This is a genomic window from Marinobacter maritimus, assembly GCF_007671675.1.
GTDB lineage: Bacteria > Pseudomonadota > Gammaproteobacteria > Pseudomonadales > Oleiphilaceae > Marinobacter > Marinobacter maritimus.
In genome coordinates, this window is sequence record NZ_VCGW01000002.1 from 325,182 (window position 1) to 350,550 (window position 25,369).

Annotated in this window: 20 protein-coding genes; 14 read left to right on the forward strand and 6 right to left on the reverse strand. The window is 56.3% G+C overall.

Going from position 1 to position 25,369, the window contains the following annotated elements:
- Positions 1-30 precede the first annotated feature (30 nt).
- The 3 genes from tssA (at position 31) to FFI90_RS08620 (ending at position 6,112) form a co-directional block, all read left to right on the forward strand.
- Positions 31-1,485 (forward strand): type VI secretion system protein TssA, encoded by a 1,455-nt coding sequence (gene tssA / locus FFI90_RS08610; protein WP_144777629.1) that lies wholly within the window; start codon positions 31-33, stop codon positions 1,483-1,485.
- A gap of 47 nt (positions 1,486-1,532) precedes the next feature.
- Positions 1,533-5,162, forward strand: coding sequence for a type VI secretion system membrane subunit TssM (tssM, locus tag FFI90_RS08615; RefSeq protein ID WP_144777630.1), 3,630 nt, complete (start codon positions 1,533-1,535; stop codon positions 5,160-5,162).
- A 71-nt stretch (positions 5,163-5,233) separates the two neighbouring features.
- Positions 5,234-6,112 carry a DNA ligase gene (locus tag FFI90_RS08620; RefSeq protein WP_222120502.1) on the forward strand — a complete coding sequence of 293 codons (879 nt, stop codon included), beginning with the start codon at positions 5,234-5,236 and terminating at the stop codon, positions 6,110-6,112.
- A 19-nt stretch (positions 6,113-6,131) separates the two neighbouring features.
- Here the strand turns inward: FFI90_RS08620 and FFI90_RS08625 are convergent, their stop codons facing one another.
- On the reverse strand, positions 6,132-6,917 hold the full coding sequence (locus tag FFI90_RS08625) for a substrate-binding periplasmic protein (protein WP_144777631.1): 786 nt from the start codon (positions 6,915-6,917) through the stop codon (positions 6,132-6,134).
- A gap of 269 nt (positions 6,918-7,186) precedes the next feature.
- Between FFI90_RS08625 and FFI90_RS08630 the strand changes: the two genes are divergently transcribed.
- The 4 genes from FFI90_RS08630 to FFI90_RS08645 all read left to right on the forward strand — a co-directional run bounded on the left by FFI90_RS08630 (position 7,187) and on the right by FFI90_RS08645 (position 9,857).
- On the forward strand, positions 7,187-7,510 hold the full coding sequence (locus FFI90_RS08630; RefSeq protein ID WP_144777632.1) for a hypothetical protein: 324 nt from the start codon (positions 7,187-7,189) through the stop codon (positions 7,508-7,510).
- Positions 7,510-8,022: a hypothetical protein gene (locus tag FFI90_RS08635; RefSeq protein ID WP_144777633.1), complete on the forward strand. Its 513-nt coding sequence runs from the start codon at positions 7,510-7,512 to the stop codon at positions 8,020-8,022. The genes FFI90_RS08630 and FFI90_RS08635 overlap by 1 nt, the downstream gene beginning before the upstream one ends.
- A 300-nt stretch (positions 8,023-8,322) precedes the next feature.
- Positions 8,323-8,901 carry a porin family protein gene (locus tag FFI90_RS08640; protein ID WP_144777634.1) on the forward strand — a complete coding sequence of 193 codons (579 nt, stop codon included), beginning with the start codon at positions 8,323-8,325 and terminating at the stop codon, positions 8,899-8,901.
- 173 nt (positions 8,902-9,074) lie between these two features.
- Positions 9,075-9,857, forward strand: a complete 783-nt coding sequence (locus FFI90_RS08645) for an ATP-binding protein (protein ID WP_144777635.1) — start codon at positions 9,075-9,077, stop codon at positions 9,855-9,857.
- Positions 9,858-9,865: 8 nt separating this feature from the next.
- On the opposite strand, the gene FFI90_RS08650 is transcribed toward FFI90_RS08645, so the two are convergent.
- From FFI90_RS08650 to pdsR, 3 genes are read right to left on the reverse strand one after another with little or no spacing between them, the layout of a single operon-like run.
- Entirely contained in the window at positions 9,866-11,173 is a 1,308-nt protein-coding gene (locus tag FFI90_RS08650; RefSeq protein WP_144777636.1) for a DUF3422 family protein, read from the reverse strand.
- 19 nt (positions 11,174-11,192) lie between these two features.
- Positions 11,193-13,253 carry an ATP-binding protein gene (locus FFI90_RS08655; protein ID WP_144777637.1) on the reverse strand — a complete coding sequence of 687 codons (2,061 nt, stop codon included), beginning with the start codon at positions 13,251-13,253 and terminating at the stop codon, positions 11,193-11,195.
- Positions 13,254-13,256: 3 nt separating this feature from the next.
- A complete protein-coding gene (pdsR, locus tag FFI90_RS08660; protein ID WP_144777638.1) occupies positions 13,257-13,958 on the reverse strand; it encodes a proteobacterial dedicated sortase system response regulator in 702 nt (233 codons plus the stop codon).
- Between the two features lie 423 nt (positions 13,959-14,381).
- Between pdsR and FFI90_RS08665 the strand changes: the two genes are divergently transcribed.
- The 5 genes from FFI90_RS08665 to FFI90_RS08685 all read left to right on the forward strand — a co-directional run bounded on the left by FFI90_RS08665 (position 14,382) and on the right by FFI90_RS08685 (position 18,499).
- Complete coding sequence (locus FFI90_RS08665) at positions 14,382-16,424, forward strand: marine proteobacterial sortase target protein (protein WP_246123449.1); 2,043 nt, start codon at positions 14,382-14,384, stop codon at positions 16,422-16,424.
- Positions 16,421-17,038: a class GN sortase gene (locus tag FFI90_RS08670; RefSeq protein WP_144777639.1), complete on the forward strand. Its 618-nt coding sequence runs from the start codon at positions 16,421-16,423 to the stop codon at positions 17,036-17,038. Before FFI90_RS08665 ends, FFI90_RS08670 begins: the two co-directional genes overlap by 4 nt.
- A gap of 47 nt (positions 17,039-17,085) precedes the next feature.
- Positions 17,086-17,784 carry a lysophospholipid acyltransferase family protein gene (locus FFI90_RS08675; RefSeq protein ID WP_144777640.1) on the forward strand — a complete coding sequence of 233 codons (699 nt, stop codon included), beginning with the start codon at positions 17,086-17,088 and terminating at the stop codon, positions 17,782-17,784.
- Between the two features lie 68 nt (positions 17,785-17,852).
- A complete protein-coding gene (locus tag FFI90_RS08680) occupies positions 17,853-18,095 on the forward strand; it encodes a GlsB/YeaQ/YmgE family stress response membrane protein (RefSeq protein WP_144777641.1) in 243 nt (80 codons plus the stop codon).
- Between the two features lie 2 nt (positions 18,096-18,097).
- Entirely contained in the window at positions 18,098-18,499 is a 402-nt protein-coding gene (locus tag FFI90_RS08685) for an MAPEG family protein (RefSeq protein WP_144777642.1), read from the forward strand.
- A gap of 56 nt (positions 18,500-18,555) precedes the next feature.
- Here the strand turns inward: FFI90_RS08685 and FFI90_RS08690 are convergent, their stop codons facing one another.
- Positions 18,556-18,996, reverse strand: coding sequence for an OmpA family protein (locus FFI90_RS08690; RefSeq protein WP_144777643.1), 441 nt, complete (start codon positions 18,994-18,996; stop codon positions 18,556-18,558).
- Positions 18,997-19,189: 193 nt separating this feature from the next.
- Between FFI90_RS08690 and FFI90_RS08695 the strand changes: the two genes are divergently transcribed.
- On the forward strand, positions 19,190-20,638 hold the full coding sequence (locus FFI90_RS08695) for a rhomboid family intramembrane serine protease (protein WP_144777644.1): 1,449 nt from the start codon (positions 19,190-19,192) through the stop codon (positions 20,636-20,638).
- A 211-nt stretch (positions 20,639-20,849) separates the two neighbouring features.
- On the opposite strand, the gene FFI90_RS08700 is transcribed toward FFI90_RS08695, so the two are convergent.
- On the reverse strand, positions 20,850-22,304 hold the full coding sequence (locus FFI90_RS08700) for a tetratricopeptide repeat protein (RefSeq protein WP_144777645.1): 1,455 nt from the start codon (positions 22,302-22,304) through the stop codon (positions 20,850-20,852).
- 292 nt (positions 22,305-22,596) lie between these two features.
- On the opposite strand from FFI90_RS08700, the gene acnA reads away from it, so the two are divergent.
- Positions 22,597-25,365: an aconitate hydratase AcnA gene (gene acnA / locus FFI90_RS08705; protein ID WP_144777646.1), complete on the forward strand. Its 2,769-nt coding sequence runs from the start codon at positions 22,597-22,599 to the stop codon at positions 25,363-25,365.
- The last annotated feature ends 4 nt before the right edge of the window (positions 25,366-25,369 follow it).

The following is a 25,369-nucleotide window of genomic DNA, read 5'->3' on the forward strand; positions in this document are numbered from 1 at the left end:
GCAAACGCAAGGACGCGAGGATAGAAAGATATGCAGGTCATAGAGCAGCATCCCTACATTGAACTGGTGGTCACACCTTTGGAAGGCGAGTCGACCGCCGGTCACGGGCTGGGAGAGGACTCCGCCCTCAGTTTCCTTGAAGACGAGATCATGAAAATCGGTTCTCTTGCCCATACTGACATTGACTGGGGCAAGGTTGAGAGCGAATCCCTGAAAATACTGTCAGCCCGCAGCAAGGATCTGAAAGTTCTCGGCTTTCTCCTGATTGCGCTGCAGCGGGGCGGCGACGGAGAGCGTTTTGCGCTTTCGCTGTATTTGCTCCAGCGCGTGCTTGAAAGCTGGTGGGATGAAGGCTGGCCTTATCCTGGCGATAGGGGAAAGCGAGCCCGGAAAATGATGTTTACCCAGATGCTGCAACGCGCCTGCAAAGGCGTGGCCGGAAATTCCTTTGATGCCAGTGTGGGGGATGGTCGCAGCTTTTGCCTTGAGGTGCTCACTAAACTGCAGGCGCAAGCGCAACAACGAGAGCTGCCCGACGATGCCTTGGTTGATCTCAGGCGCGCCATTGAACAGTTGCCCCAAACCCGGGATATCGGCACCCACGTTGAAAAAAACACAGAGACGCCCTCTGCAAGCTCCGCTGCCGCAGGCGATAGCGCCAAGGCGGGTCCAGCGCCTTCGGCGACGTCTATAAGCCCGGCGCTTGGTAACCTGACACTGGACCCGAGTAACGAGCGGGCCACACGCCAGAGCTTGTTGAAAGTGGCGGATATGTTAACCGGAACCGAGCCGGAGCGGCCGTTGGGCTACCAGATTCGCCGGTACGCCATCTGGCAGAGTATTACGTCTGTCCCGCCCACTCGGGATGGTAAGCGTTCTGACCTGGCGGCTGTGAGTCCGGATCGCGTTGCGCAATACCGTGAAGCCCTGGAAAAGTCGCCAGACCAGGCGCTTTGGCAGCGTATAGAACAGAGCCTTTCGGTTAGCCCGTTCTGGCTTGAGGGGCATCGGCTCAGTGCCAGTGTGGCCGCCGCTTTGGGGTGTAACGCCTGTGCTGATGCCATTCGCTCTGACGTTGACGAATTTGTCGAAAGGCTGCCGCAGCTTGCGGAGCTGACGTTTAACGATGGCACCCCGTTCTTGCCGGCGGAAGCTCAGGAGTGGCTTTGGTCGGCGCCTGTACATACCTCGGGGCAGTTCTGCACCAGTGCCAGCCCCTGGGAACAGGCTTACGATACGGCGCGGGAGCTTATGGACCAGAAAGGCCTGGCGCCAGCGATGCAAATTCTCGAAGACGGCCTGGCAGGAGCCCGGGAACCGCGGGAGCAGTTTTACTGGCGCCTGGCATCGGCACGACTGATGAAAGACAGCGGTCTGGTCAGCCTGGCCGCCCGGCATATTCATGATCTGCAGCAGCAGTTAGGTGGCCTGGCGATTGAAGACTGGGAACCAGCGCTCCTGAAACAACTTGAACGATTTGCCTAAGGGTTGAGTCGGGAAAATAGCTACCTTTTTATGGACGAACAGCAGGAATGGACACCATGTGGAGAAAAGCTTTACTCATAGGTCGCTGGCTTCTGCCATACATTCGAAACGCAGCACCGTTTACTCTGGCGCTCGGCCTGATTGCGTTGTTGATCGCCACCTGGTGGCTCGGGCCAAAATGGGAGGTGCGCGGAGAGTTCCCGCTGGCGGCATGGCAGATGCGGGCATTGGTCACTCTGGGTGTGGTGTTACTGGTCGTCATGATATGGGGCACGGTGCTGGCCCGCCGTTTGGGTAAGGTTAATGCAGCGAAGGCCGAGGAGCAGCAGGAGCAGGAAGACCCGATCCTGCCCATGGAGCGCCGGCAGCAGCGCTTGCTGGACCGTCAGCTCGCATCCCTGAAGAAAAACCTGCCTGGTCGCCGGGGAGTCTATCGCTTGCCGTGGTATTTGCTTATGGGCCTGGAAGGCGCGGGTAAATCCAGCCTTATCCAACGTTCCGGACAGACTTATACCCTGACCAACGTAACCCGCAATAATCGCGCGGATCGCAATACGTTCGGGTTCGATTGGTGGGTTGGCGATAACGGCGTTCTGATCGATCCGGATGGCGAACTGCTAAGCCAGAACCAAAGCCAGAACGCGGCCGGGGAGATGCTGCAACGACTTTGGGGACACTTTATCCAGTGGCTTGAGAGTAATCGCCCGCAACGCCCGCTGAACGGAGTGATACTGGCGATTGATCTGGCGCAGCTGAGCGCGGCCAACGAGGAACAGCGAGAGGCCCACGCAATTTTGCTGCGCACGCGCCTGAGAGAGTTGATGGAGCAGATAGGCTCGCGCCTGCCGGTGTATGTTTCCTTTACCAAAATGGATCTGCTTTATGGCTTTGGGCCCATTGTTCGCACGTTCAGCAAACAGGAGAAAGAGCAGGCTCTCGGGTTTACCTTCCTGCTGGAAGGTCAGCTGGATAACGATGACTGGCTGAATGAGTTTTCCGAGCGCTACAGCGAAATGGTCGCGCGTTTGAATGCGCGCCTGCCGGACGTATTGGCCAGCACGCGGGACTCTGAAGATCGGGCAGCAGCCTACTCATTCACCCGCCAGCTGGCCGGCATGAAGCCCGCGCTTGAAACCTTCCTTACCAGCCTTCTGTCTGCGGACGCCTTCTCGACACCCGCACTGGTGCGCGGCACCTACTTCACTTCTGTTGTGCAGGAAGGTGTGCCGGAAGATGCTTTTGTCTCGGCAGCCGCCAGCCATTATCAGGTAGCCGGGCCGATTCAGCCGGCCCAACGCACGGGCCAGTCTGCAAGCCTGTTTACTCAGTCGCTTTTTCCGGGCGTTATCTATCCCGAAGCAGGGCTTGCCGGGGATAACCGCCGGGTTGTGCGCAGTCGGCAGCGCAGGGTGGCCATTGCAGCTGTTATCGCTTTGTGTACTGGAGCGGGGATAACAGGGGGCTGGCAGCACTATTTCATCAAGAACGCCGAGGCGGCGGCCTCGGTTGAGACGCGGGTGCAGAGTTTCATCGATAACTGGCAACCGGTGGGTTACGAGCCGGACACCACGGGCCGCAATCTACTCGATCCACTGGACCAGTTGCGTCAGGCAACTCTGGCGTTCGGAGACCATCGCAAACAATGGCTGCTGATCAGTGATATGGGGCTCTACCAAGGCCACAAGGTAGGGCCGGAGGTAGAAGCCTCCTACCTCGACATGCTGGCCTACCAGTACCTGCCCGCACTGATGTTCGGGGTGATGGGTGAGATGAGCCGGGCGCCGGACGGCAGCCCGGAGCGTCTTGAACATCTGCGAGTGTTGCGAATGCTCTACGATGCCAGTGGCCGCCGGAGCGATATTGTCGCCAACTACATGAGCGAATACTGGCAGCGTGCTTTCCCGGGCCGACGCGATGTCCAGCAAAAGCTTGTGGCACATCTTGACTACGCCATGGCCTATACCGACCTGGCACAGCAGGCCCAAAACGGCGATGTAACTGCCGATATGGCGCTGGCGCCTTTCAAAAGCAGTGTGCAGTGGTCGCAACACGAACTGGGGCGCATGTCGACGCCGGATCGTGTGTATAGGGATCTGGAAATTGAGGCGGGGCGCGAGTTCAGTCAGCCAAACGATCTGGCCCGTACCTCTGGCCCTGCGTTCAGCAACGTGTTTGTGCGTGTCGATCAGTATGGTGAGCCGGTCGGAGACTGGTCAGACGAGCCTGTGGGTGAACACTCAGGACAACCGCTGGAATCGGCTCAGGATCCCTTGAGTATTCCTGCCTTGTTGACCCGTGACGGCCTCGAAAAGTGGTTCTTGCGCAAATCCGCCACAGTCACTGAGTTGGCTCTGATCGACGCCTGGGTGCTGGGCCGCCGGGACAACGTAGACTTCAGCAAAGCCGATGAAGCTGAGCTGCAGGCCAGTTTGCAAAACCTCTACGCCGAACACTATGCCAACGCATGGCGAACCGCCCTGAGCCGGGTGGATGTTCAGCAGTTCGACGACTTGAACCACGGCGTTCGGGTACTGGAAAGTCTTACCAGTGGCCATCAACCCCTGGCACAGTTCCTCGGACAGGTGCGCCGGAATACCCAGCTTATCCCTTCCTCCGAGGGGGATGCTGCCATGGCGCGGGAGCTGCTGGAGCAGTCGACCCACTTCCGGATGTTACAGAACATCGAGCGCCAGTTTAGCGACCTGAACCAGCTCACCCACAAGAACGGGGATCAGCCCAGTGGGCTTGAGCAGATCATGCTGGTGGTCAGCGATCTGCACGAATACATGCGCAATGTCCAGGAGGCTCCAGACAAGGGCAAAGCCGCCCTCAATGCAGCCCGGGCCAGAATGGGACTGCAGGGTGCGGATCCGATTTTCACGTTGCAGCGAATGGCGGGGCATCAGCCTGAACCGCTGAACAGGATATTGAACCGGTTGGCGACGGAAAGCTGGCGTGTGCTGCTGGACCAGGCTGTGGCGCAGCTGGAGCGGGAATGGTATCGGGAGGTCTACCAGCCTTTTCAGCAAAATCTCGCCAGGCATTACCCGTTTAATGCCGGCGCCGGTCGCGACGTTGCCTTGCAGGATTTTGAACGGTTTTTTGCCCCGGGCGGCGTGCTGGATACCTTCTACAAGGACAACCTGAAGCTGTTTCTGGAGGATCATCCGGAGCAAGTAGGAGATGCCCGCCGTGCCGGGCTGGTGCGACGAGACGTGCTGGCGTCTTTGGGCAACGCGGATAAGATTCGCAGCGCCTACTTCACTCGCGGCGGCACGCTGGATGTGGAATTTTCCCTGGAACCCCTGAACCTGTCTTCCAACAAGCGACGCAGTGTTGTGAACCTTGATGGCCAGTTAGTGGAGTTCAGCCATGGCCCGCGGCAGAGTATTCCTCTGGTTTGGCCCAACACCCTCAGAGACTCTGTGGAGAGCCGGGTTACGTTGGTGCCAGTGCGTGTTAATCGGTCTCCGCGCAGCATCTCGGAGAGCGGCCCCTGGGCGCTGTTCCGGCTTCTCGACAAAGCCGATATAACGGGCGTTAGCAGCAGCGCAGTGGATGTCCGTTTTCAGGTTGACGACGGCGAGATGCGTTACCGTCTGCACGCGGCGAGCAATATCAACCCGTTCACTCAGCAGCTGCTATCTGGGTACCGGATTCCGCGCAGCCTGTACTAAGCAACTCACGCTTTATAAAGAGACACGGAGAAAGCTCTGATGAAGTTGCAGAAAAAGACGGGGCGCAGAGCATGCTGAGCTGCCAAATGCGAGTTGCTTTCACCGGGTTACTGCCTGCCTTGTTGCTGATTATGGCGTTTTCTGCGCGGGCCGGCGAAGCCAGCCCGCCACCTGTGCCCCTCGCCAGCACCTATCAGCAAGGGGTTGCGCTGGAGCCATACTGGATCAGTGAGAAGCTGGATGGAGTAAGAGCATACTGGAATGGACAGGTGTTTCTGTCTCGCAATGGCAACCTCTACCAGGCGCCAAACTGGTTTACTGCAGGTTTTCCCGATGTGCCTCTGGATGGCGAGCTGTGGATGGGGCGACAACGTTTTGCAGAACTTTCCGGGGCTGTACGTAAACGCGTTCCGGTACACGGCGAATGGCGGGACATCCGGTTTCATGTTTTTGATATGCCAGGCCCGGGGCCGTTTTATGAGCGATACAAGCAGCTCCAGGCACTGGTAGAAAAAGCGGATTCCCGGTACCTGAAACTGGTGGGGCAAAAACCAGCCTCTACTCATCCTGCGCTGATGGCTGATCTGGACAGGGTCGTCGCTAAAGGTGGTGAAGGCTTGATGCTGAAACGACGCGACAGTCGGTATACGGCGGGGCGCTCTGAGGATCTTCTGAAGGTAAAAACCTATGAAGACGCGGAGGCCGTGGTGGTCGCACACCTAGGCGGCAAGGGTCGATTGAAAGGCATGATGGGGGCCTTGAAAGTAGAGCTTCCAAACGGTCGCCGCTTCCGTATCGGAACCGGTTTCAGTGACCAGCTGCGTGCCCGGCCACCCGCTCGTGGAACTCGCATAACCTTCAAGTACTATGGCCTCACGGCAACGGGCCTGCCGCGCTTTGCAAGCTTTCTGCGAGTGCGCGACGACGAACCACCAGAGCCTTCGCCCTGATGGCTTTTAAATGCGTTCGCTATTGTTTGTAACTGTCTTCGATTTTATCCAGCTCGCCGGCTTTACGAGCCTCATCCAGGGCTTTTTGAAGGTCGGCAATAATAGCGGGATCGGTGTTTGTGCTGAACGCCAGATACATGGGCGTTTCACGGAATACCAGCACTGGCTTGAGGCCGGTTATACCATGCTCATCTTTGGCAACCAGCGGGCCAACCAGGCCGTCCGTAACCCACAAGTCTGCCTGTCCAAGCATCAGGCGCCGCGTATTTACGTCACCAGAGACCGCTGTGATGACGTTGAATCCGTTGGCGATGAGGTAGTCAGACATGACATCGCCCTTATAGCCGGCAATTTTCAGACTTTTTGCCTCTTCAAGGGAGTCCAGGCGGATATTTGAGTCCGGAGCGGCGAAAAGCGTCCATTTAATGGATGCTAAAGGCCCCACCCACTGGAATTGACCCTCACGTTCATCCGTTCTGGCGGTACAGAACAGGCCGTGATTTTCGCGATCCTGAACCCAGTTGTAGGCGTAACTCCATGCCCGCATTTTCATAACGTAATCGTAGTCAACTCGCGCGAGGGCGGCTTTGACCATGTCAGTGCAAATGCCTGCAATGTCATCTTCGTCGTGTGCGAAGCCCGCGCCGGAAACCGAATCGTTATAGGGTGGGTACTTCTCGGTAAAAATGTACAGCTGGTCTGCAGCGGTTGCTGAGGCCGCAAACCCGGCCAGCATTAACGACAGTAAACAGGTCCTTACATCGTTCACAATCTTCAGAGTAATTGCAGCCGAAGTCTTGGGCATTCGAATGTCCTTATAGGTGAGTCTGACGCGCAGAAAGAGGGCTATAGGTTGTTAGAGGTTTAATCATCGCCGGTTCGTTTCTGAAAGTCAGTGACAAATCGTAGCAGCCTTCCACATATACCGACTTTGTCTTCTGCGGGATCTGTGTACAGTTACGGATTCCCGGACGTGTGCTAGAGTATTTCGGGACAGCCCATTGGGTTTGAGTCAAACAGGTCTGTTCCAGGCCGTTGTCGATTGAACATCAGAACCGAATCAGGAGACAGCTCATGGAAAAGCAAACAGCGAAAGATGATTATGATCGCGTTAAAGATGATCTGCAGGTGCTGCGTGACGATCTTGCATCACTGACAAAGGCGGTTGCGGAAGGTCAGAAATCCAGCGCCAATAATCTGAAAGATGAAATCAGCCGGGAGACCCGGGCGGTTCTTGATCAGCTTCGCAAACGGGGCGACGCAGCGATTGCCCGTGCGACAGAAGCTGGCTCGCAAACTGTAGAGAGTGTGGAGCACAAAATCGAGGAGCGGCCCTTTCTCAGTATTATTCTCATGTTCCTGGCGGGTATCATTGTGGGCAAAATGCTTGATCGCTGATGCTACCTGATTCTGCAACTATCCAGAGCAGCCTTCGCAAAGCGGTCGCGGCTATTACCGGGATCGTGTTGGCTTTGGTGCTGCTTACGGCGTTATTGATCACCGGTTTTTATCTGCTGGTTAACGCTGCGGCACTGGCCCTGGCTCCCCTCGTGGGCGAGCCAGGGGCCATGGCGATCACCGGACTTGCGTGCCTGTGCTTGCTGGCTCTGTTCTTTTACCGCTTGACCCGCCCAGCCAGGGCACTCCGGGAAACTGAGGGCAACTCGTCCGGCTCGGGTACTTCCTCACCTATCGATGTATTACGTTCTCTGATTGCCAGCCATCCGTTAGAGGCAGCAGCGCTGGCCTTCGCAGTTGGCGTTGCAGAGCAGGGCGATCCGAGGTTGAAAAACCTGCTGCTTCAGGGCGGCATGGTTCTGATGCGTCAGTCTGCTGGTTCAGGCTCCACGGTAACCGGCGATTCAGAGGGTGCGCCCGCGCCTTCCGCAGACAACACTTCCTCCGAATAACAATTTCGTTCCCTCCGGCAACAAGCGAATTTTCTCATCTGGGAGCGTGAATCTGCGCTTCCGTACCGACGGGCGTTCAAATTATTAATTTATAAATTTCTGATTTTAAAGGGTTTTATTGAATTTATCCTTTGGGAAAATTAAGATAACATGAAGAGATTTTAGTCTGGATGTAACCCAAATCTGTATTTAGAGGTACTAAGGTAGAAGCACGTGTTTCGGGGGCGGTGAATGACTTGACGCAGTCACCCGAAGAACGCTTTGACGAATGGAATTCTTTATTAGCGAGGATGAAGCATTATGAACTCTAAAGCTCGTATTGCCGTTGCCACAGTTTTGTCTGCCAGTGTATTTGCTGCTCCGGTAGTGTTCGCCCAAGGCTCTTCTGATCGTGATGCCTCCGGCCCTTACATCAAAGGTAGTTACGGTGGCTATAAATCCCACGGTGGAGATTTCGACGATTCAAACGATCTCTATGGTGCGGGCCTCGGTTATCAGTTTAACCAGTTCTTTGCGCTTGAAGCGGCCTATATAGATTTTGGCAACTTTGGCGATGACGACGTTGACGGCAAACTTAAAGGTGGTTCCCTCGTGGCGATTGGTCGCTTGCCGGTCACGGATAGCTTTGGTGTCTACGCCAAAGCGGGTGCGTTCGCGGCTGCACTGGATGTAGATGCGTTCGACGAGGACGAGACCTATGACGATGTAAGCCCCGTCGTGGGTGCCGGTGTGGACTTCCGTATCACAGAGCATCTGACCACGTTTCTGGAATACAACCGTTACAACGTTGACGTTGATGAGGACGATTTCAATGGTCAGCTGAATAACGACGGTCCGGACTTCGATACTGCTCAAGTTGGTCTGAAGTTCCAGTTCTGATCAGTTGTGATGTGACCCCCCCCAAAAAAAGTGCAGAGGCCAAGCCTCTGCACTTTTTTTGCTTATACCCTTCACGATAGCCCACCTGTAGCCCTAACAGATATACTGCTGTCCGGTCGGTCGGCAATGAGCCTTAGCACGAGTCTGTAAACAGCTGTACAGGAATAGAGCACATGTCTGGAAATGAAGTGTTTGATTGGTCATCGACACCCGCTGCGGTGTGGCGCCGCCATCGCGCAGGCCTGCGTGCTGTGCGCAGGCTGGATCCGGTTCAGTGGAGCTCCCTTACAGGAATTGACCGTCAGCAGAGTGCGCTGGCACGCAACACCGAGCGCTTTCTTGTCGGGGAGCCGTCAAACAATGCTTTGCTCTGGGGGGCCAGGGGCACCGGCAAGTCTTCTCTGATAAAAGCACTTCTGAATCGTTATAAAGAGCAGGGCCTGAGAGTTATCGAAGTGGATAAAGACGACTTGGTGAATCTGCCAGAAATTGTGGATGATATCTGCGATCTGCCCTATCGCTTCATCATTTTCTGTGACGACCTGTCTTTTGATGCGGGAGAGTCCGGTTACAAGGCGCTGAAAAGCGTGCTTGAAGGTTCGCTGGAGCTGCCGCCTGAGAATGTTCGCGTATACGCTACGTCGAACCGACGCCATCTGATGCCTGAATTCATGTCCGACAACCTGAAAGGCCACACTCAGGATGGTGAAATTCACCCTGCCGAGGCAATAGAAGAGCAGGTTTCTCTGGCCGATCGTTTTGGCTTGCAGTTGTCCTTCTACGCGTTTCCTCAGGAGGTCTATTTGCAGGCGGTGGATGCGTTGTTCCCGCAGGTTACTGACCGGGAAAACCTGCACCGTGAAGCCATCCGGTTTGCAACCCAAAAAGGCGTGCGTAATGGCCGCACGGCGCAGCAGTTTTATCGACAGTTTGCCGGAGATGAAAATATCTGTTGAAGCCGTTTTTACTGCTGCTTTGCCAGGCGCATAAAGTGGTGATGGACAAATCGTATGCCCAGATACACCAGAGCCAGGGTGGCTGGAATGGCAACACCCAGGGCCAGGGATTTATTGAAGATAATTCCGGCTTCATAAATCGAGTCCATGATCAATTTAAGCAGGCCGATCAGGTAATAGGTGATGGCAACAACCGAGAAGCCTTCAACGGTGTGCTGCATCATCAGCTGGATTTTCGAACGCTGGTCCATGGAGCTCAGCAACTGCTGGTTCTGGCTCTGAATCGCCAGCTCGACCCGGGTGCGCATCATGTCCGAGGCACGATCCACCCGTTTTGAAAGATCTTCCATTCGCTCGCTGACCGCTTCGCAGGTCTTTACTGCCGGAGTCAGGCGCCGGGTCATGAATTCGGTAAGAGTCAGGTGCCCCGAAAGTTCATCTTCCCTGAGTTCTTCCAGGCGTGTCAGCACCAGGCGGTGGTAAGCACGGGTCGCTGAAAACCGGAAGGTGGTGCTGGCCCGGAAAGCCTCAATACGAGCGGCTATGTTGGTTAACTGCGCCAGCAGATTTTTTTCGTCCACATCATGATGGTCTGCCAGTGTCCGGGTAATGATGGCCAGCTTCTGATCCATATCGTTGAGCGATGGAGTGATCTCCCGGGCAACAGGCAGTGCCAGAAGTGACATCAGTCGGTATGTTTCAATCTCCATCAGGCGCTGGGTAAGACGGCCGAGCTGGCTGTCTGACATCTCGTGGTTCACCACCATAAAGCGCCCGAAACCATCAGAGTGCAGCCGGAACGTCCCCCATACCTTTGCCGCGCCCTCCTTAGGGCTGCTGCCAACCAGTCGCAACCCCTCGAAGTGTTTGCGCACATCGTCGGGATCGCCATCCCCGCCGGATTGCGCGGGTAGTATGTCGAGGTGGAAGGCGGCAACTACTGTGCCGGGCAGCTGTTCCAACCAGCCTTTTGGCAGAGGGGTGATACCGGTTTCGGCAAAGGGTTCGGAGTCACTGGCGCCGAGATTGATGAACGTGTAAGAGGCGAACTCCAGATGCATTTCCCTGCGTACTCGCAGAGTGCCGAAGGTCTGCTCAAAACAACCTGCTTCCTGCTCCGGAACCGGGTAGCCCAACTGGCAGGAAAGGGCCTGCAGGTGCTCGAACTGTTGTTGGCGCTGCTCTGGCGTGGTGAGCACTGCAATGTGGGTGACCCGGGCAGAAGAGGGGAGAACCTGGAAAGGCCGGGAATGCAGCTCGTTGTAGAGATCGTCCCTGAGAGGGTGAATCTTCAGGGAGTCTGTTAACGCGTTCACGATGGGACGGATCCTGTGGTTAAAAATGGACGGTCGGAATAATAACCCGGAAACAGACACCGACAACATCGTTGCGAGTCTCATTTGAGGCTTCAACGCGCCCGCCGTGAAAATCGGCGATCAGTTGGACAATCAACAACCCTTGCCCGAGGTGGCCTTCTTCGTGGCCTTTTCGAACCGATACGAAGGGACTGAAAATACTGGTGTCCGGGTTATCCGGCAGAGCCGAGCCCTGGTTGAAAACGGACAGGCAGACATGATTCCCGATCTGTTCCACACCGATATGGATCTGACCGTCTTGTGGTGTAAAATCCCGTGCGTTATCCACGAGTTTATCAAGCAGTTGCACGATCAACTCCGGGGAGCCAGTCAGGTTGATGCCCGACTCCGGCCCGGTATAGTCAAATTGGTGATGTGCATCGAGGGTCCGGTAGGCCGCGGTCGCCTGGCTGATAACGTCCGCCAGATCGAATGCTTCCTTGTCGGCATGATCAAAGCTTTGCTCCAGCCGGGTCGCCTCGCTCATGCCATTGAGAATTTTCCGCAAACGGCCGGTAGCCGCAGTCGCGCGCCCGATGTATTGCGAGCGCTCTTCTTCGGTGTCGCTGTGTGACAGATTTTCCAGGGATGAACGCACTACTGCAACCGGGGTTTTGAGCTCGTGGGACAGACGCTGTGAAAAGCTCTCGAGATACCGGTTATAGCCGTGCAGCCGGTCGGCCATCTGGGCAAAGTGGTTTTGTAGTTGCCCCAGTTCGTCCCGGGCCTTTGAGACAGGCAGCGTGCCAATAATCCGACCGTCCTGATCGATGCTGACGCTGACGGCCCGCTGTAAACGGGCGATACGCCAGGACAGCCAGCTTGCGTAGCCCAGCAGTACCAAGGTCAGGCCTACGATGATAAGAATGCTACGGGTAATAACCGAGCCGAGAGTTGAGCCTGACAGCGTCAGCAGCTGATCCAATGATTGTTCCAGCACCAGAGTTCGGCTGCCGAACACCGGCTGGGTGGTCATGAGCCAGACACTGTCATCTTCATGACGGACAAGACCTTCGCGAGGCAGGATGCTCATATCGAGCCGGGTGCTACTGGCGGCCAGGATTGCAGGCCTGGGTTGGTAGAACTGTACCAGCGACCTCAGCGCATTGAGGCTGATGTGCTCAACTATCTGCAAAGGGCTAAGCGCTTCGAACTCTGGTTGTTCTTGCCGGGAAGGTGTTGACTGTTGAGCGACCACCCACCCGGCCGACTCAATCAGCCGGGCAATTTGCCCTTTGCTCATTCCCTGGACCAGTTGTCGCTCAAGCTCGGGTTTGCGTTCGACCAGAATGGGTAATGGGTCTGTAGAGGTGGATGTTTGCGCTGAATCCGGGCTGTCCTGCCACCGGGCGGCAAAACCCAGGCGGCTGCCTTGTGGCGGCTTGGGCAGTTTCAGTTCCAGCTGCCAGCCGCTCCCCACACTGTGCCAATAGCCACTGACCCGGTAATCGGGTTTTTGTTCGTTTCCGTTAGTGGTGTCAATCGTCGCGTAGACCTTGCCGGGTGCGGGGGTGCGGATGAGCCAGGAGGCAGGCTGGATATCCGCGTCCAGATTTTTGTTCGGGGGCTCCAGCCAGATCTGAAGCCGATCATGGGTCTGATCAGGCGCGCCAGGGTTGAAGAACACGGGGTGGCGGTTACTGATGCGTATCAACAGGTACAGGTGGCGCAGGTCGGTCGCTGCTTGCCATTGCAAAGTGGGTTGGCCTGTCGTTGCTTCTGACTGATGTGAATGTTCATCAGATTGCCAGGGCTGGAACTGATCCTCTTCATCGTAACCGGGCCAGTCGTCACCGTAGCCATCCAGATTGAGAGGGCTACTCAGATGTTCGACATAGATGGCGGGTGTTTGAGGTGAAATCGCGGGCAGGCCGAGGCTCAGATCTCCGGCGGTTTTTGCCAGCCGCTCAGCCTGATCTTTCAGCTGCTGGAATGCCTGTTGCCGCAGAGCCTGGTCCAGCTCCAGCACAAACTGCAGGCCGGCCCAGGGGATCAGCAGCATCAACAGGCTGGCAATAAAAAGCTGACGCTTGAGCGTCACGAATCAGCACTCACGGGCATTCCAGCGATAGCCCATGCCGTAGGCGGTCTGGATGCCGTCGAAGGTGCTGTCGAGCTGCAGGAATTTGCTTCGGATGCGTTTGATGTGGGAGGTCACAGTGTTGTCATCCAGATACGTGCTGGCAGCTTCCATCAATTGGTCGCGGCTGCGCACGTGGCCGGGGTGCTGTGCCAGTGCGTGCAGCATCCAGAACTCGGTGACTGTAAGGTCTATTGCCGCCTGATCCCAAGCGACGGTCATTCGATCAACGTTGATGTCGAGGCGGCCACGTCTTACGACTTCATCGGGTTTTTGCAGAGCCTCTGCCCAGGCATCGGCCCGGCGTAGCAGGGCGGTTACCCGTGCCAGCAGGTGTTCCATACTCATGTCTTTGGTGACGTAGTCGTCCGCACCGAGGCGCAGGCCATGTACGGAATCAATATCGCTGTCGCGGGCGGTGAGGAAAATGATGGGCAGCGTTCCGGACAGCGAGCGCAGGTCCTGACAAAGGGTGAAGCCACCTTCGGGTTCGTCGCCCAGGCCAACGTCAATTATGGCGAGGTCTGGCAGCGCCTGGCGTAGCACCTGCCACGCAGATGCGCGATCGCCGTAGGTGGACACGCGATAGCCGCGGCGCTCGAAGGCGGCGCGGTAGTTGTCGCGGATGGCGGGTTCGTCCTCTATCAGGACAAGGTGTTTTTTCATGGTTCTGGCTGTTATCCGTGGGTTATGAGGCTCTATTTAAACACGGCCTGCCTTGAGAACAAGGTTAGCTTGCGGTGTTGTCATAATTCATCATTTTTTGTTCGCGGAATGTTTGATTCTGCCACGGGAGTTCCTTTTCGGATTGCTGAAATGGCGAGGTCTTATTGAATCGTGTAGCTAAAGGATCTTGCCATGATGTTTTCTGCCTTATCGTCTAAACACAGTGCTTTCCTGCTTTGTCTGAGCCCGCCCTCCCAAGCGGCTGGGGTCTCTCCCGAAACACGCTGTGAATACGTCCATGTACGCTCGGCTCCGCCATCCATGGCTCCGCACGGTTTCGTGAGAGACCCCAGCCGCCCGGGAGGGCTAAGTGCAGGACGCTCGATACGTGTTCGGCGCTTTATGGAAGGGGTCAGTTTGTGGATGGCCATGTTACTGGTTCTGTTTGTTCAGCCTCTTTATGCAGAAGCCAGCACCGGCAGCGAAGACACTGCAGGTGTGCTGCATTTTGTGGGCGGTAAAGGCCAATGGCAGGAACCGGCGTTGGTGCTGGGGAGTGATTTTGATGTTCGGGTCAGTGGGCTGATAGCAGACAGCACGCTGGTGCGAACGTTTCGGAACACCAGTGATCAGTGGCGTGAAGGGGTATTCGTGTTTCCGCTGCCAGAGAAGGCCAGTGTTTACGGGCTGACGATGAAGGTGGGGGAGCGCACGATTGTGGGGGAGGTTCAGCCGCGAGAGGAGGCAAAGAAGACCTATGAGAAAGCTCGTGACTCCGGGCGTCATGCGGCTACGGTTGAGCAGCAGCGGCCGAATCTGTTCACCACCCGGGTGGCGAATATTCCCCCAGGGGCGACGGTGAGTGTGGAGCTGAATTATCAGCAGTTGGTGAGTTATCGGGATGGGGTTTTTGAGTTGAGTGTGCCGACGACTCTGACACCGAGATACATGCCGGGTGAACCTTTGGCGGCGACTCCGCAAAAGTGGCAGGGTGGCTGGGCTGTGCCTACCACGGAAGTGCCGGATGCTGATGCCATCAGTCCGTTTACGGTGGATGTGGCAGATGTAGCTGCGGACAATCATCGGGCGTCGGTTCGGTTCAGTATTGATGCGGGTCTTCCGCTGGCGCGAGTGTCCAGTCCCAGCCATGAGCTGGCGTCCCGGCAGGACGGGCAGGTGATGATGGTTCAGCCTCAAGCCGGAGAGATTGTGATGAACCGGGATTTCGTGTTGCGCTGGCAGCCTCTTGCGGGCCAGGAACCGGGCGCCGCTGTTTTTCATCAACAGTGGGAAGGGGAAGACTATCTGCTGGCGATGGTGGTGCCCGGGCGGGCCGGTAAAACCCGCTTGCCGCGTGAGCTGACATTTGTGATTGATACCTCCGGTTCCATGGCGGGAGAGTCTATTCAGCAGGCAAGGGACGCTTTGCAACTGGGGCTGGAGACACTGGCACCCGGTGACCGGTTCAATGTGATTCAGTTCAATTCTCAACCACACGCTTTGTTTATGCAGCCGGAGGTGGCAACAGCGAACAATCTGGCTCGTGCGCGCAAGTATGTTGGTCGGTTGAAGGCCGATGGGGGCACGGAGATGGCGCCGGCATTGACCATGGCTCTGCAGAGCCAGGGTGAGTTGTCGGAAGATGCATCACCGGAGGATTCATCACGAGTGCGCCAGGTGGTGTTCATGACCGATGGGGCGGTTGGCAATGAGTCAGCACTGTTCAGCCAGATCCGCCGTCAGTTGGGTGATCAAAGGCTGTTCACGGTTGCTATAGGTTCTGCGCCTAACAGGCACTTTATGCGTGAGGCTGCGCGTTGGGGACGTGGCAGTTACACCGCTGTGCAGGATCCGGCGGATATCCGCGGCCCTTTGGCCCGGTTGTTCGCGGCTATGGAGGCGCCGGTACTGACGGATATCGAAGTGCGCTGGCCGGGCCAGTCCGCTTCGGCGCAGGAAGACAGCTTTCCGCGTCGCCCAGGTGATCTTTTTCAGGGTGAACCCCTATTGCAGGTGGTGCGTGGTGTGCCAGCAAACGGTGAATTGAATGTGTCTGGCCGGTTGCCGGGTGGTGCGACATGGCAGCGCAGTCTGGATTTGCAGCAGTCCGCCTCTGGATCGGGCCTGAACCGTTACTGGGCGCGGGAGAAAATCGATAGTCTTCTCGATGAAGCACGGGTAGAGGGCCAGGAACCGGATAAAACGAGAATTACCCGTCTGGCGGTTGAGCATAGGTTGATGTCCCCCTACACCAGCTTTGTGGCGGTGGATGCAACGCCGGCCAGGGGGCCCGAAAGCATTTTGGTAAAAGACAAGCTGCCAACGCTGCTGCCCGCTGGAAGCCAGCCTGGCATGACGCGTTACCCGCAAACGGCCACCGTTGCGCCTCTGCTTGTTGCTCTGGGGCTGCTTGGTTTGATGTTTTCTGCCGCCATCGTGCTCCTGCAAAGGCGGGCGTACCCATGAGCCGCTTGCTGCTGTTGCTGATCACAAGTTCTGCCACCCTGCTGGTATTCGGATTGTGGATCCCTCTGAAGGCGGTCGTGGCTCAGGAGCTGCTGGAAATGGCCTGGGCCGAGAGCCAGGCTCGGCAGACTGAATCCCGGCCCTGGCCTTGGGCCGACACATGGCCTGTTGCGAAGCTGTCCATGCCAGAGTTGGGAGACTCAATGATTGTGCTGGCGGGTGTCCATGGCGAGAGTCTGGCCTTTGGGCCGGGTCAGATGATGGGCGCGGAAAGTCAACGGGGTACGGTCATCATTGCCGGCCACAGAGACACTCATTTTCGGCCTCTGCAGTATTTGGAACCCGGCAATGAACTGCGGTTGCAAAACCGTGACGGGCGCTGGCAAGGTTATCGGGTACAAGAAACGAGAATTGTGGACAGCCGTTCGGAGTTCATCGACACTCAAAATTTGCCTGTAGGTACCCTTTTGCTGGTTACCTGCTATCCGTTCGAGAGCATGGACGCAGGCGGTCCGCTCCGGTATGTGGTGGAAGCCCGCGCAGAGGGTGATGCCAACACGCGCCTGCTCAGTCAGGGTTCCTCAGGGCAAATTGATACTGTCGCAGGGCTATAAACTTGGCGTACACTTGTGCGCCAAAATCCTGTTGCAGAGTTTGCCGTATGGGCTTTATCAGAAATTTTCTGGCTTGGATGAGCGTTCCCGTGCTTTGTATGCTCGCCTTGCCACTCTACATTCTCAGGCCATTCAACCCTGATAACAACCGGTTGTTGGCCATAGCATTGGCGCGGACTGGCCGTTTGATACTGGGCATGAAGCGGCCTTTGGAAGGTGCGGAACATATGCCCCAGGATCGGCCTGTGGTTGCGATCGCCAACCATCAGTACAACGATGATCTTTTTGTGGTGGGTGATCTCGTTGCGCCTCGTACCGTAACCGTGGGGAAGTCATCATTGATCTGGCTCCCGTTCTTTGGCTGGGTATTCTGGTTGGGTGGCAATGTGATGTTAAACCGTGCGCATTCGCGCAAAGCCATTGCCGCCATGCAGGCTACCAGCGACGCGATCACCCGTGATAACAAGAGCCTGTGGGTGTTTGTGGAGGGCACGAGGAGCAAGGGGCGTGGGCTGCAGAAGTTCAAAAAAGGCGCTTTCTACGCGGCTGTGTCTGCTGGAGCACCGATTGTGATGGTGTGTACTGCCGAGTACCGGAACAAAACGCTTGGCTGGTCTGGCCGGCGTGAACCGGTGCCCATCCGGATTTTGCCCCTGGTGGAAACAACCGGGCTTACTACTGAAGATGTCCCTGCCCTGATCGCCCGCTGTCATAAAGAGATGGCAGAGACCATCTCGGGTCTCTGAGGTGCGCCCGGCCTGATTACTCTGTATAAAGAACCTCCTGAAAGACGTCCCGCGGAGAGAGGAAAACGATGAACCTGATTCTGTTTCTGATTATTGGTGGTGTTGCGGGCTGGCTCGCTGGCCTGATCATGAAAGGCCGTGGTTTTGGCGTGCTGGCGAATATTGGTATTGGTATCGTCGGGTCATTTATCGGCGGTTTTGTTTTTCGCTTGCTGGGCCTGGCCGCCCAAGGCGCCATTGGTGAGCTGGTAACCGCAACTGTGGGTGCAGTGCTGCTGTTGGCTATTGTCAGCCAGATCAGGAAGCGCTGATCATGATTGTACCTGTTACCGGAGTGTTTGCGGCCGTCCTCGGTATTTTGCTGTTGGTACTTTCAGCCCACGTAGTGAGATTTCGCATCAAGTACAGTAAAGGCATGGGGGTTACTGACAATCCTGACTTTGAAGCCGCCGTCCGCGCTCACGGCAACCTTGTCGAGTACGCACCCCTATGCCTGATCATGTTGGGCATTGCAGAACTCAACGGTGTAGCAAGCGGCCTGGTTTACTGGACGGGCATGACCCTGGTGGTCGGTCGTCTCCTGCATGCCTGGGGCATGATCAATGGTCACGGTGGCGAGCATAAAGCCCGGGCGATTGGCATTGTTCTGACCTGGCTGGCGATTTTGGCCGCTGCGATTCTGCTGTTGTGGAATGTCTGGCAAGTCTACGGCTGATTGCGCCAGTCATAGCGTCTGGGGCCATTTGCTCTGGCCCCGGGCTTTTTTCCTTTTTAAAGTGCTTTTGCCATATCGCTGGTCAGATACTCTATCTCGACCCTGCGGTTGGCGGCTCGATCGTCTGGATTTGTGAAAGGGCGGGCAGAGCCCCAGCTGGCAACCAGAATTCGCGATTCGGCGATCCCCTCTTTAATCAGAAATCTGGCGACAGCGTTGGTCCGAAGCCTCGACAAAAAGCGGTTATAGTCCTCGGCGCCAAAATTATCAGAGTGGCCCTGAATCCGGACGCTGACGGTCGGGTGCTGTCTGAGGTAGACAGCGTGTTGCAGAATGATTGCTTTGTCTGAACTGTCCAGTGCGTGCTTGTTGAAACCGTAATGAAACCTCATCCGGTGTGGGGGGCGGGCTTCAGCCGTCAGGGCGGCTGCATTAAAGCCGGATGCCACAACAGCTTTGGCGATCAACTCCGGGTTGTCCAATACGAGTACGGTCATCTGCAATATCCTTGTTCCAGGTCTCTGGTTTTTCTTGTTATTCCTGCCCACTATTGGCCGAGACAGAAATAACGGCAATTGGCGGATGGTCGACATGACATCCACGCTGAAAATCATTTAAGCGCGAAAATAAGACACTGGTATGATAGAAAACAGTTTTTCAGGGACAGATTATGATGAATTGTGACCGCCCATGCTGATTATTCCTGCCGAGAATGCTGTTAACTGGAAGCGCCCGCCCTGGGTAACCCTCGGGTTGATGTTCACCTGCCTTCTGGTTTTCCTGTTTTACCAGGGTGGAGACAGCCGAAAACTTGAACAGGCGGTTGATACTTACGTGGATTTCGGCTTGCCGCTTTTGGAAGGTCCTGCCTATGAGGACTACCTGCAACGGAAAATCCGGTTCGAAGGCGAAGATGAGCTGGTTTTCGAGTTGCAGAGATTTCAGAAACTGAGAGCTGAAGACGAAGACTTCTGGCTGGCGGTCAGCCTGCTTATGGATCGTGAGTTCTACCAGTACTTGCTGCAGAATCGCGACGTGATCTGGGCCCCGGCTGATCGGGTGCGTTGGCTGGAACAACGCACCCTCATTGAAGAAACCTACATCCAGCGCTTGAGCGCCCAGCAGCTTGGCCTGATCCCCGCACAACTGTCTTTGTACACCCTGGTTACCTACCAGTTCCTTCACGGCGGCTGGGGACACATTATTGGTAACCTGGTCTTTCTGTTCCTGCTTGGCTTTACCGTTGAAAAAGCGCTTGGCCCGGGTCGTTTCCTGCTTGCCTATCTGGTGTGCGGCGCCTTGTCTGGCGTGGTTTTCACCGTTTTCTCGCTCGGCAGTCATATTCCGCTTGTGGGCGCGTCTGGCTCAATATCCGGGCTCATGGGCATGTACGTAGCCATCTATGGTTTGCAGAGAATCCGCTTCTTCTATTTTCTTGGCGTGTATTTCAACTACTTCCGAGCGCCCGCGCTGGCCATACTCCCAGTGTGGCTGGGCAAGGAAATCTACGATTACTGGTTTGCCGGTGCGACCGGCGTTGCCTACATGGCCCACGCTGGTGGCCTGCTGGCGGGCGCTGGGCTGGTATGGCTGCTGGGCAAAAGCTGGCTGCAGGTGCGCGAGGAATTTTTTGAGCCGGAAGAAGACGAGCAGGACGATCGCTTTACGACAAGCTACGCGCAAGCCATGGCAAGTCTGGGGCGCATGGATTTTGATCTGGCCCGGCGTCAGTTCGAGGCGTTGCGTGAACACTATCCGGACAGGCCGATTTTGCTAGAGCACCTGTATAACCTCGCCAAATTGCGCCCGGACTTACCCGAGTACCTGTCCCTTACCCGCGAGCTGATGAACGGCAACCTGAGCCGCCGGCAGCCGGAACAAATGATTGCGGTCTGGCAGGAATACCTGAGCAAAGGGGAAAGTTACCACCCGCTTGCCGCAGAGGATCACAACCGGGTGTTGTTCGCCAGCCTCAAGCAACATGATCTGAAAGCTGCAGAAAAGGCGTTTGAGCGCCTGCGTAGTGCTGATGATCTGTTGCTGACCAATGAGGCTTGCCGGTTACTCGCAGAAGAGTTCGAGAAATTGCAGATGGAGCCCAAGGCTCGCCATTATCGGCAGTTGCTTCAGGCGAATTGACGCAGCCGGGGGCCTGTGAGGGCGGAGCTCCCCAAAACCGTGCGGAGCCATGGGAGAAGAGCGCAAAGCTCTTCTCGGGCTGGCCAGGGATGGCCTGCCCAGGACTCTCGCTGCGACGCAGGAGCATGAAGCAGCGAGAGGCGGAGCCGAGCATACGTGGACGTATTCACAGCGTGTTTTGGGGAGCTCCGCTCTCACAGGCCTTTCTCCCTCAGTCCTGAATCACAAACGAAGCCCGGGGGCCTTTGAGAAGCTCCCGCTTCTCAGCCTGCTCCAGAAAAACCGGAATTTGTTCGTGCAGTGGGTGCTTTTCACAGCGCTTCTGGATAAACGTCAGGAAAGCCGTCGCCTTTTCCCACTGGTTCAGGCCGTTAGCCAGGCTTTGCGCAATCAGCAGGTAGGCTGGGGCCAGTTCATCGCTGTCCGGGAAGCGTTTATGGAAGTCCTGCAGCAGCCGTACGGCCGGTTTGTATTGCCCGCGCTGATACAGGCAGCGGGCGCAGCGCACGGCCAGCTCCGGATCATCCAGTTTGAAACCCGGTTCCGCCGTTTCAAGCCTGCCGAGCAACGAAGCTATGCCTTCGCCGTCGTTCCGGTCGGCCAACCAGCCCAGAATTCGTGGGTGGTACTGGTAAAGTTCAGTCGTATCGTTACGGGCAATCAGGAGCTGGTAGAGCTGCCCGATACGCAGTGCATCGTCCCGGTTGCGCTTCAGTGCTTCCGTCAGCATGCCCTGAACCCGGTCGTAATTGCCGTCTTTCAGGTTCATATCAAGGTCTGCATCAAAGCGGGTACTGCGATCCCTCTGGCCCATATCCACATTCGCAGTCTCCCCCTGAATATCCGAGGCGAATCCCAGCTCCTCCTGATACTGAAATAACAGGTAGCCCAGCATGTTGAACAGAATCAGAGTGAAGGTACTGTTCAGAAAGCCGGATAAAGGTTGTGAAAACCAGAAGGGAAAGTGGTTGTGAGCAAAATCCTGGGCCACGCCGGAGGCCAGGGTGAGCAGAATCAGATAGCCGTAAAGGAGAAAGTAGGGGGTGCCGATGCGGGAAATCAGTACCGCCAGATTCATCGGATTTACCGCGGCCCCCACGGATCGCTCCATGGCTAGCACCATAATGCTGGCCGGCAGTGCCAGCACCACAAAAGCCAGCGCCAGAAGCATGAGCAACGGGCCGCCCAGCATCGCGGCGGCGCCGACCAGCCCGCCCATCAAAATAAACACCAGCAGTTGAAGAATAACGATGTTAAACCCGCTGCCAGTAAAGGCGACAGACACTGAAGGCGGCTTCAGGTGACCTTCGGCTGTGTGGTTGATGACCGCATAGGTGTATTTGAACAGCGCCAGAGCCAGCACCAACCAGATCAGGATCCCGATCAGGTTGGCGGGCGCAACCAGGGGCACCAGCGTACAGATTGCGATGACGATCAGTGGATCAGAGTGGAACGGGTAACGAAAAAAAGAGCCGATCCGGTTCCAGAAAGGTGTTACTTCCGTCGCAGCTCCCAGATACCGCATGGCTTTGCTGCAGCTTGGACACAATGCCTTGCGTTGACGAATGTCGGCATCAGGCATACAGCTGCTGCAGAAATGAATCTGGCATTCGCCGCAGTGCCATTTGGCAGGGTCACCTGGGTGGTAGTGGCAATCGTGTTTCACGTTAGGTGCTTGTCCTGATCCATCAGAGAAGGGAGTGATAATGATGCCAGATGTCCGGGTGGATCACAGCCTCTTCTGTCATAGCAGTCTGCAGCCCGTCTTAATGGAGCTGCGGCCTTGTATTCAGCGCGCGAATTCCGGACATTCACAGGATCATGGTTGAACTCTGGCCAAACGGTGCAATAGTTATACAGGACTTCACATTCCCTGGCTTTTACGCCAGCCTGCTTGTTTGGGTTCGAAGCAGAAGTTGTAAAAGTGCTCGGATTATGACGAATAACGGAGGCACAATATGTCGAATGATAGCCTTGGCAAAGATAGCCTGAATACCCTGACCAGCCTGAGTGCAGGTGGCAAGACCTTCCATTACTACAGCCTGCCCAAAGCGGCGGAATCTCTCGGTGATATCAACCGGCTACCCTTTTCACTGAAAGTGCTTCTGGAAAACCTGTTGCGCAACGAAGATGGCGTAACCGTGGATCAAAGCCATGTTGATGCCATGGTGCAGTGGCTGAAAGACAAACGCTCGGACACTGAAATTCAGTTCCGCCCAGCGCGGGTTCTGATGCAGGACTTTACCGGCGTGCCCGGTGTGGTTGATCTGGCCGCCATGCGTGAGGCCGTTAAAAAGGCGGGCGGCGATCCTGCGCTGATCAATCCGCTGTCTCCTGTGGATCTGGTGATTGATCACTCGGTGATGGTTGACGAGTTCGGCACGGCTTCTGCTTTTGGGCAAAACGTAGCCATTGAGATGGAACGCAACCAGGAACGCTATGAATTTCTGCGTTGGGGCCAACAAGCCTTTGATAACTTCCGCGTGGTACCGCCGGGAACGGGTATCTGTCACCAGGTAAACCTGGAGTATCTTGGTAAAACCGTGTGGCACAAGAAGCAGGGCGATAAAACCATAGCCTACCCGGACACGCTGGTTGGTACAGACTCCCATACCACCATGATTAACGGCCTGGGCATCCTTGGCTGGGGTGTCGGCGGCATCGAAGCCGAAGCGGCCATGCTTGGACAGCCGGTATCCATGCTGATACCGGAAGTGGTGGGCTTCAAGGTTAGCGGTAAATTGCGTGAAGGCATCACTGCCACAGATCTGGTGCTGACCGTTACCGAAATGCTTCGCAACAAAGGTGTGGTTGGAAAGTTTGTTGAGTTCTATGGCGACGGTCTTAAAGACATGCCAGTGGCAGACCGTGCCACTATCGCCAATATGTCTCCGGAATATGGCGCAACGTGTGGCTTTTTCCCGGTGGATGAGCAAACCCTCAAATACCTGCGTTTGACAGGCCGCGACGACGAGCAGATTGAACTGGTTGAGGCTTATGCCAAAGCCCAGGGACTCTGGCGCGAGCCCGGTCATGAGCCGGTATACACGGCCACCCTCGAGCTCGACATGGGCGAAGTGGAAGCCAGCATGGCCGGGCCGAAGCGGCCGCAGGATCGGGTCGCGCTGAAGAACATGAAATCAACGTTTGAGCTGTTGATGTCGACGGCCGAAGGCGTGCCGGAGGCGGCCGACAGCCGTGAAAGCAATCTGGAATCAGAAGGTGGCCAGACAGCGGTGGGTGTGGATGACAGCTACCATCACCCGTCGAGCCAGCCGCTGGAAATGAACGGTGAGCAGACACGTCTTGACCCGGGCGCGGTCGTGATTGCCGCTATCACGTCGTGCACCAACACGTCCAACCCCAGCGTGATGATGGCTGCCGGCTTGGTCGCCCGGAAAGCGGTGGCCAAGGGTTTGACAACCAAGCCCTGGGTAAAAACCTCACTGGCGCCCGGCTCGAAAGTGGTTACGGAGTACCTTAACGCAGGTGGCTTCCAGGAAGACCTGAACAAGCTGGGTTTCGATCTGGTGGGTTATGGCTGCACAACCTGTATCGGCAACTCAGGTCCGCTGCCGGATGCGGTTGAAAAAGCCATTGCCGATGGCGATATTACGGTGGCCTCGGTTCTGTCAGGCAACCGTAACTTTGAAGGGCGTATTCACCCCTTGGTAAAAACCAACTGGCTGGCATCACCGCCCTTGGTTGTAGCCTATGCACTGGCCGGAAACGTGCGATTGAACCTGCAGAAAGATCCATTGGGTAAAGACCAGAACGGCAACCCGGTGTATCTGAAGGACTTGTGGCCCAGCCAACAGGAAGTGGCCGAGGCTGTGGAAAAGGTCAAAACCGACATGTTCCGCACCGAATACGCTGCGGTGTTCGATGGCGATGCCACCTGGCAAGCGATAGAAGTCCCGGAAACCAAGGTATACAAGTGGTCAGATGACTCCACCTACATCCAACACCCACCCTTCTTTGAAGGCATGGGCCCGGAACCTGAGCCGGTGGAAGATATCCGCGATGCTAATATTCTTGCGCTTTTGGGAGATTCGGTCACCACCGACCATATTTCCCCTGCAGGTTCCTTCCGCGCTGACAGCCCTGCTGGTAAATACTTGCAAGAACGGGGGGTTGAGCCGATAAACTTCAACTCCTACGGCTCTCGTCGGGGTAACCACGAGGTGATGATGCGCGGCACCTTCGCCAACGTGCGCATCCGCAATGAAATGCTGGATGGTGTTGAAGGCGGTTTCACGAAGTTTGTACCCACCGGGGAGCAAATGCCGGTTTACGATGCTGCCATGAAGTACCAGGAGCAGGGAACACCCCTTGTTGTGATTGCCGGCAAAGAATACGGGACCGGCTCAAGTCGCGACTGGGCTGCCAAGGGTACTCGGTTGCTGGGCGTTCGTGCGGTAGTGGCTGAGTCTTACGAGAGGATTCACCGCTCCAATCTGATAGGTATGGGTGTGATGCCGCTGCAATTCCCGGAAGGCACGGATCGCAAGAGTCTCAAGCTGACGGGTGAGGAAACCATCAGCATCAGCGGATTGTCTGACGAGATTACGTCGGGTCAGACGCTGACCATGACGGTAACCTACAAGGACGGTTCCACTGCAACCTGTGATTTGAAGTCGCGGATCGATACGGCGAATGAGGCCGTGTATTTCGTCCATGGTGGTATCCTGCACTATGTAGTGCGCGAGATGCTCAAGTCTGCTTAAGCCA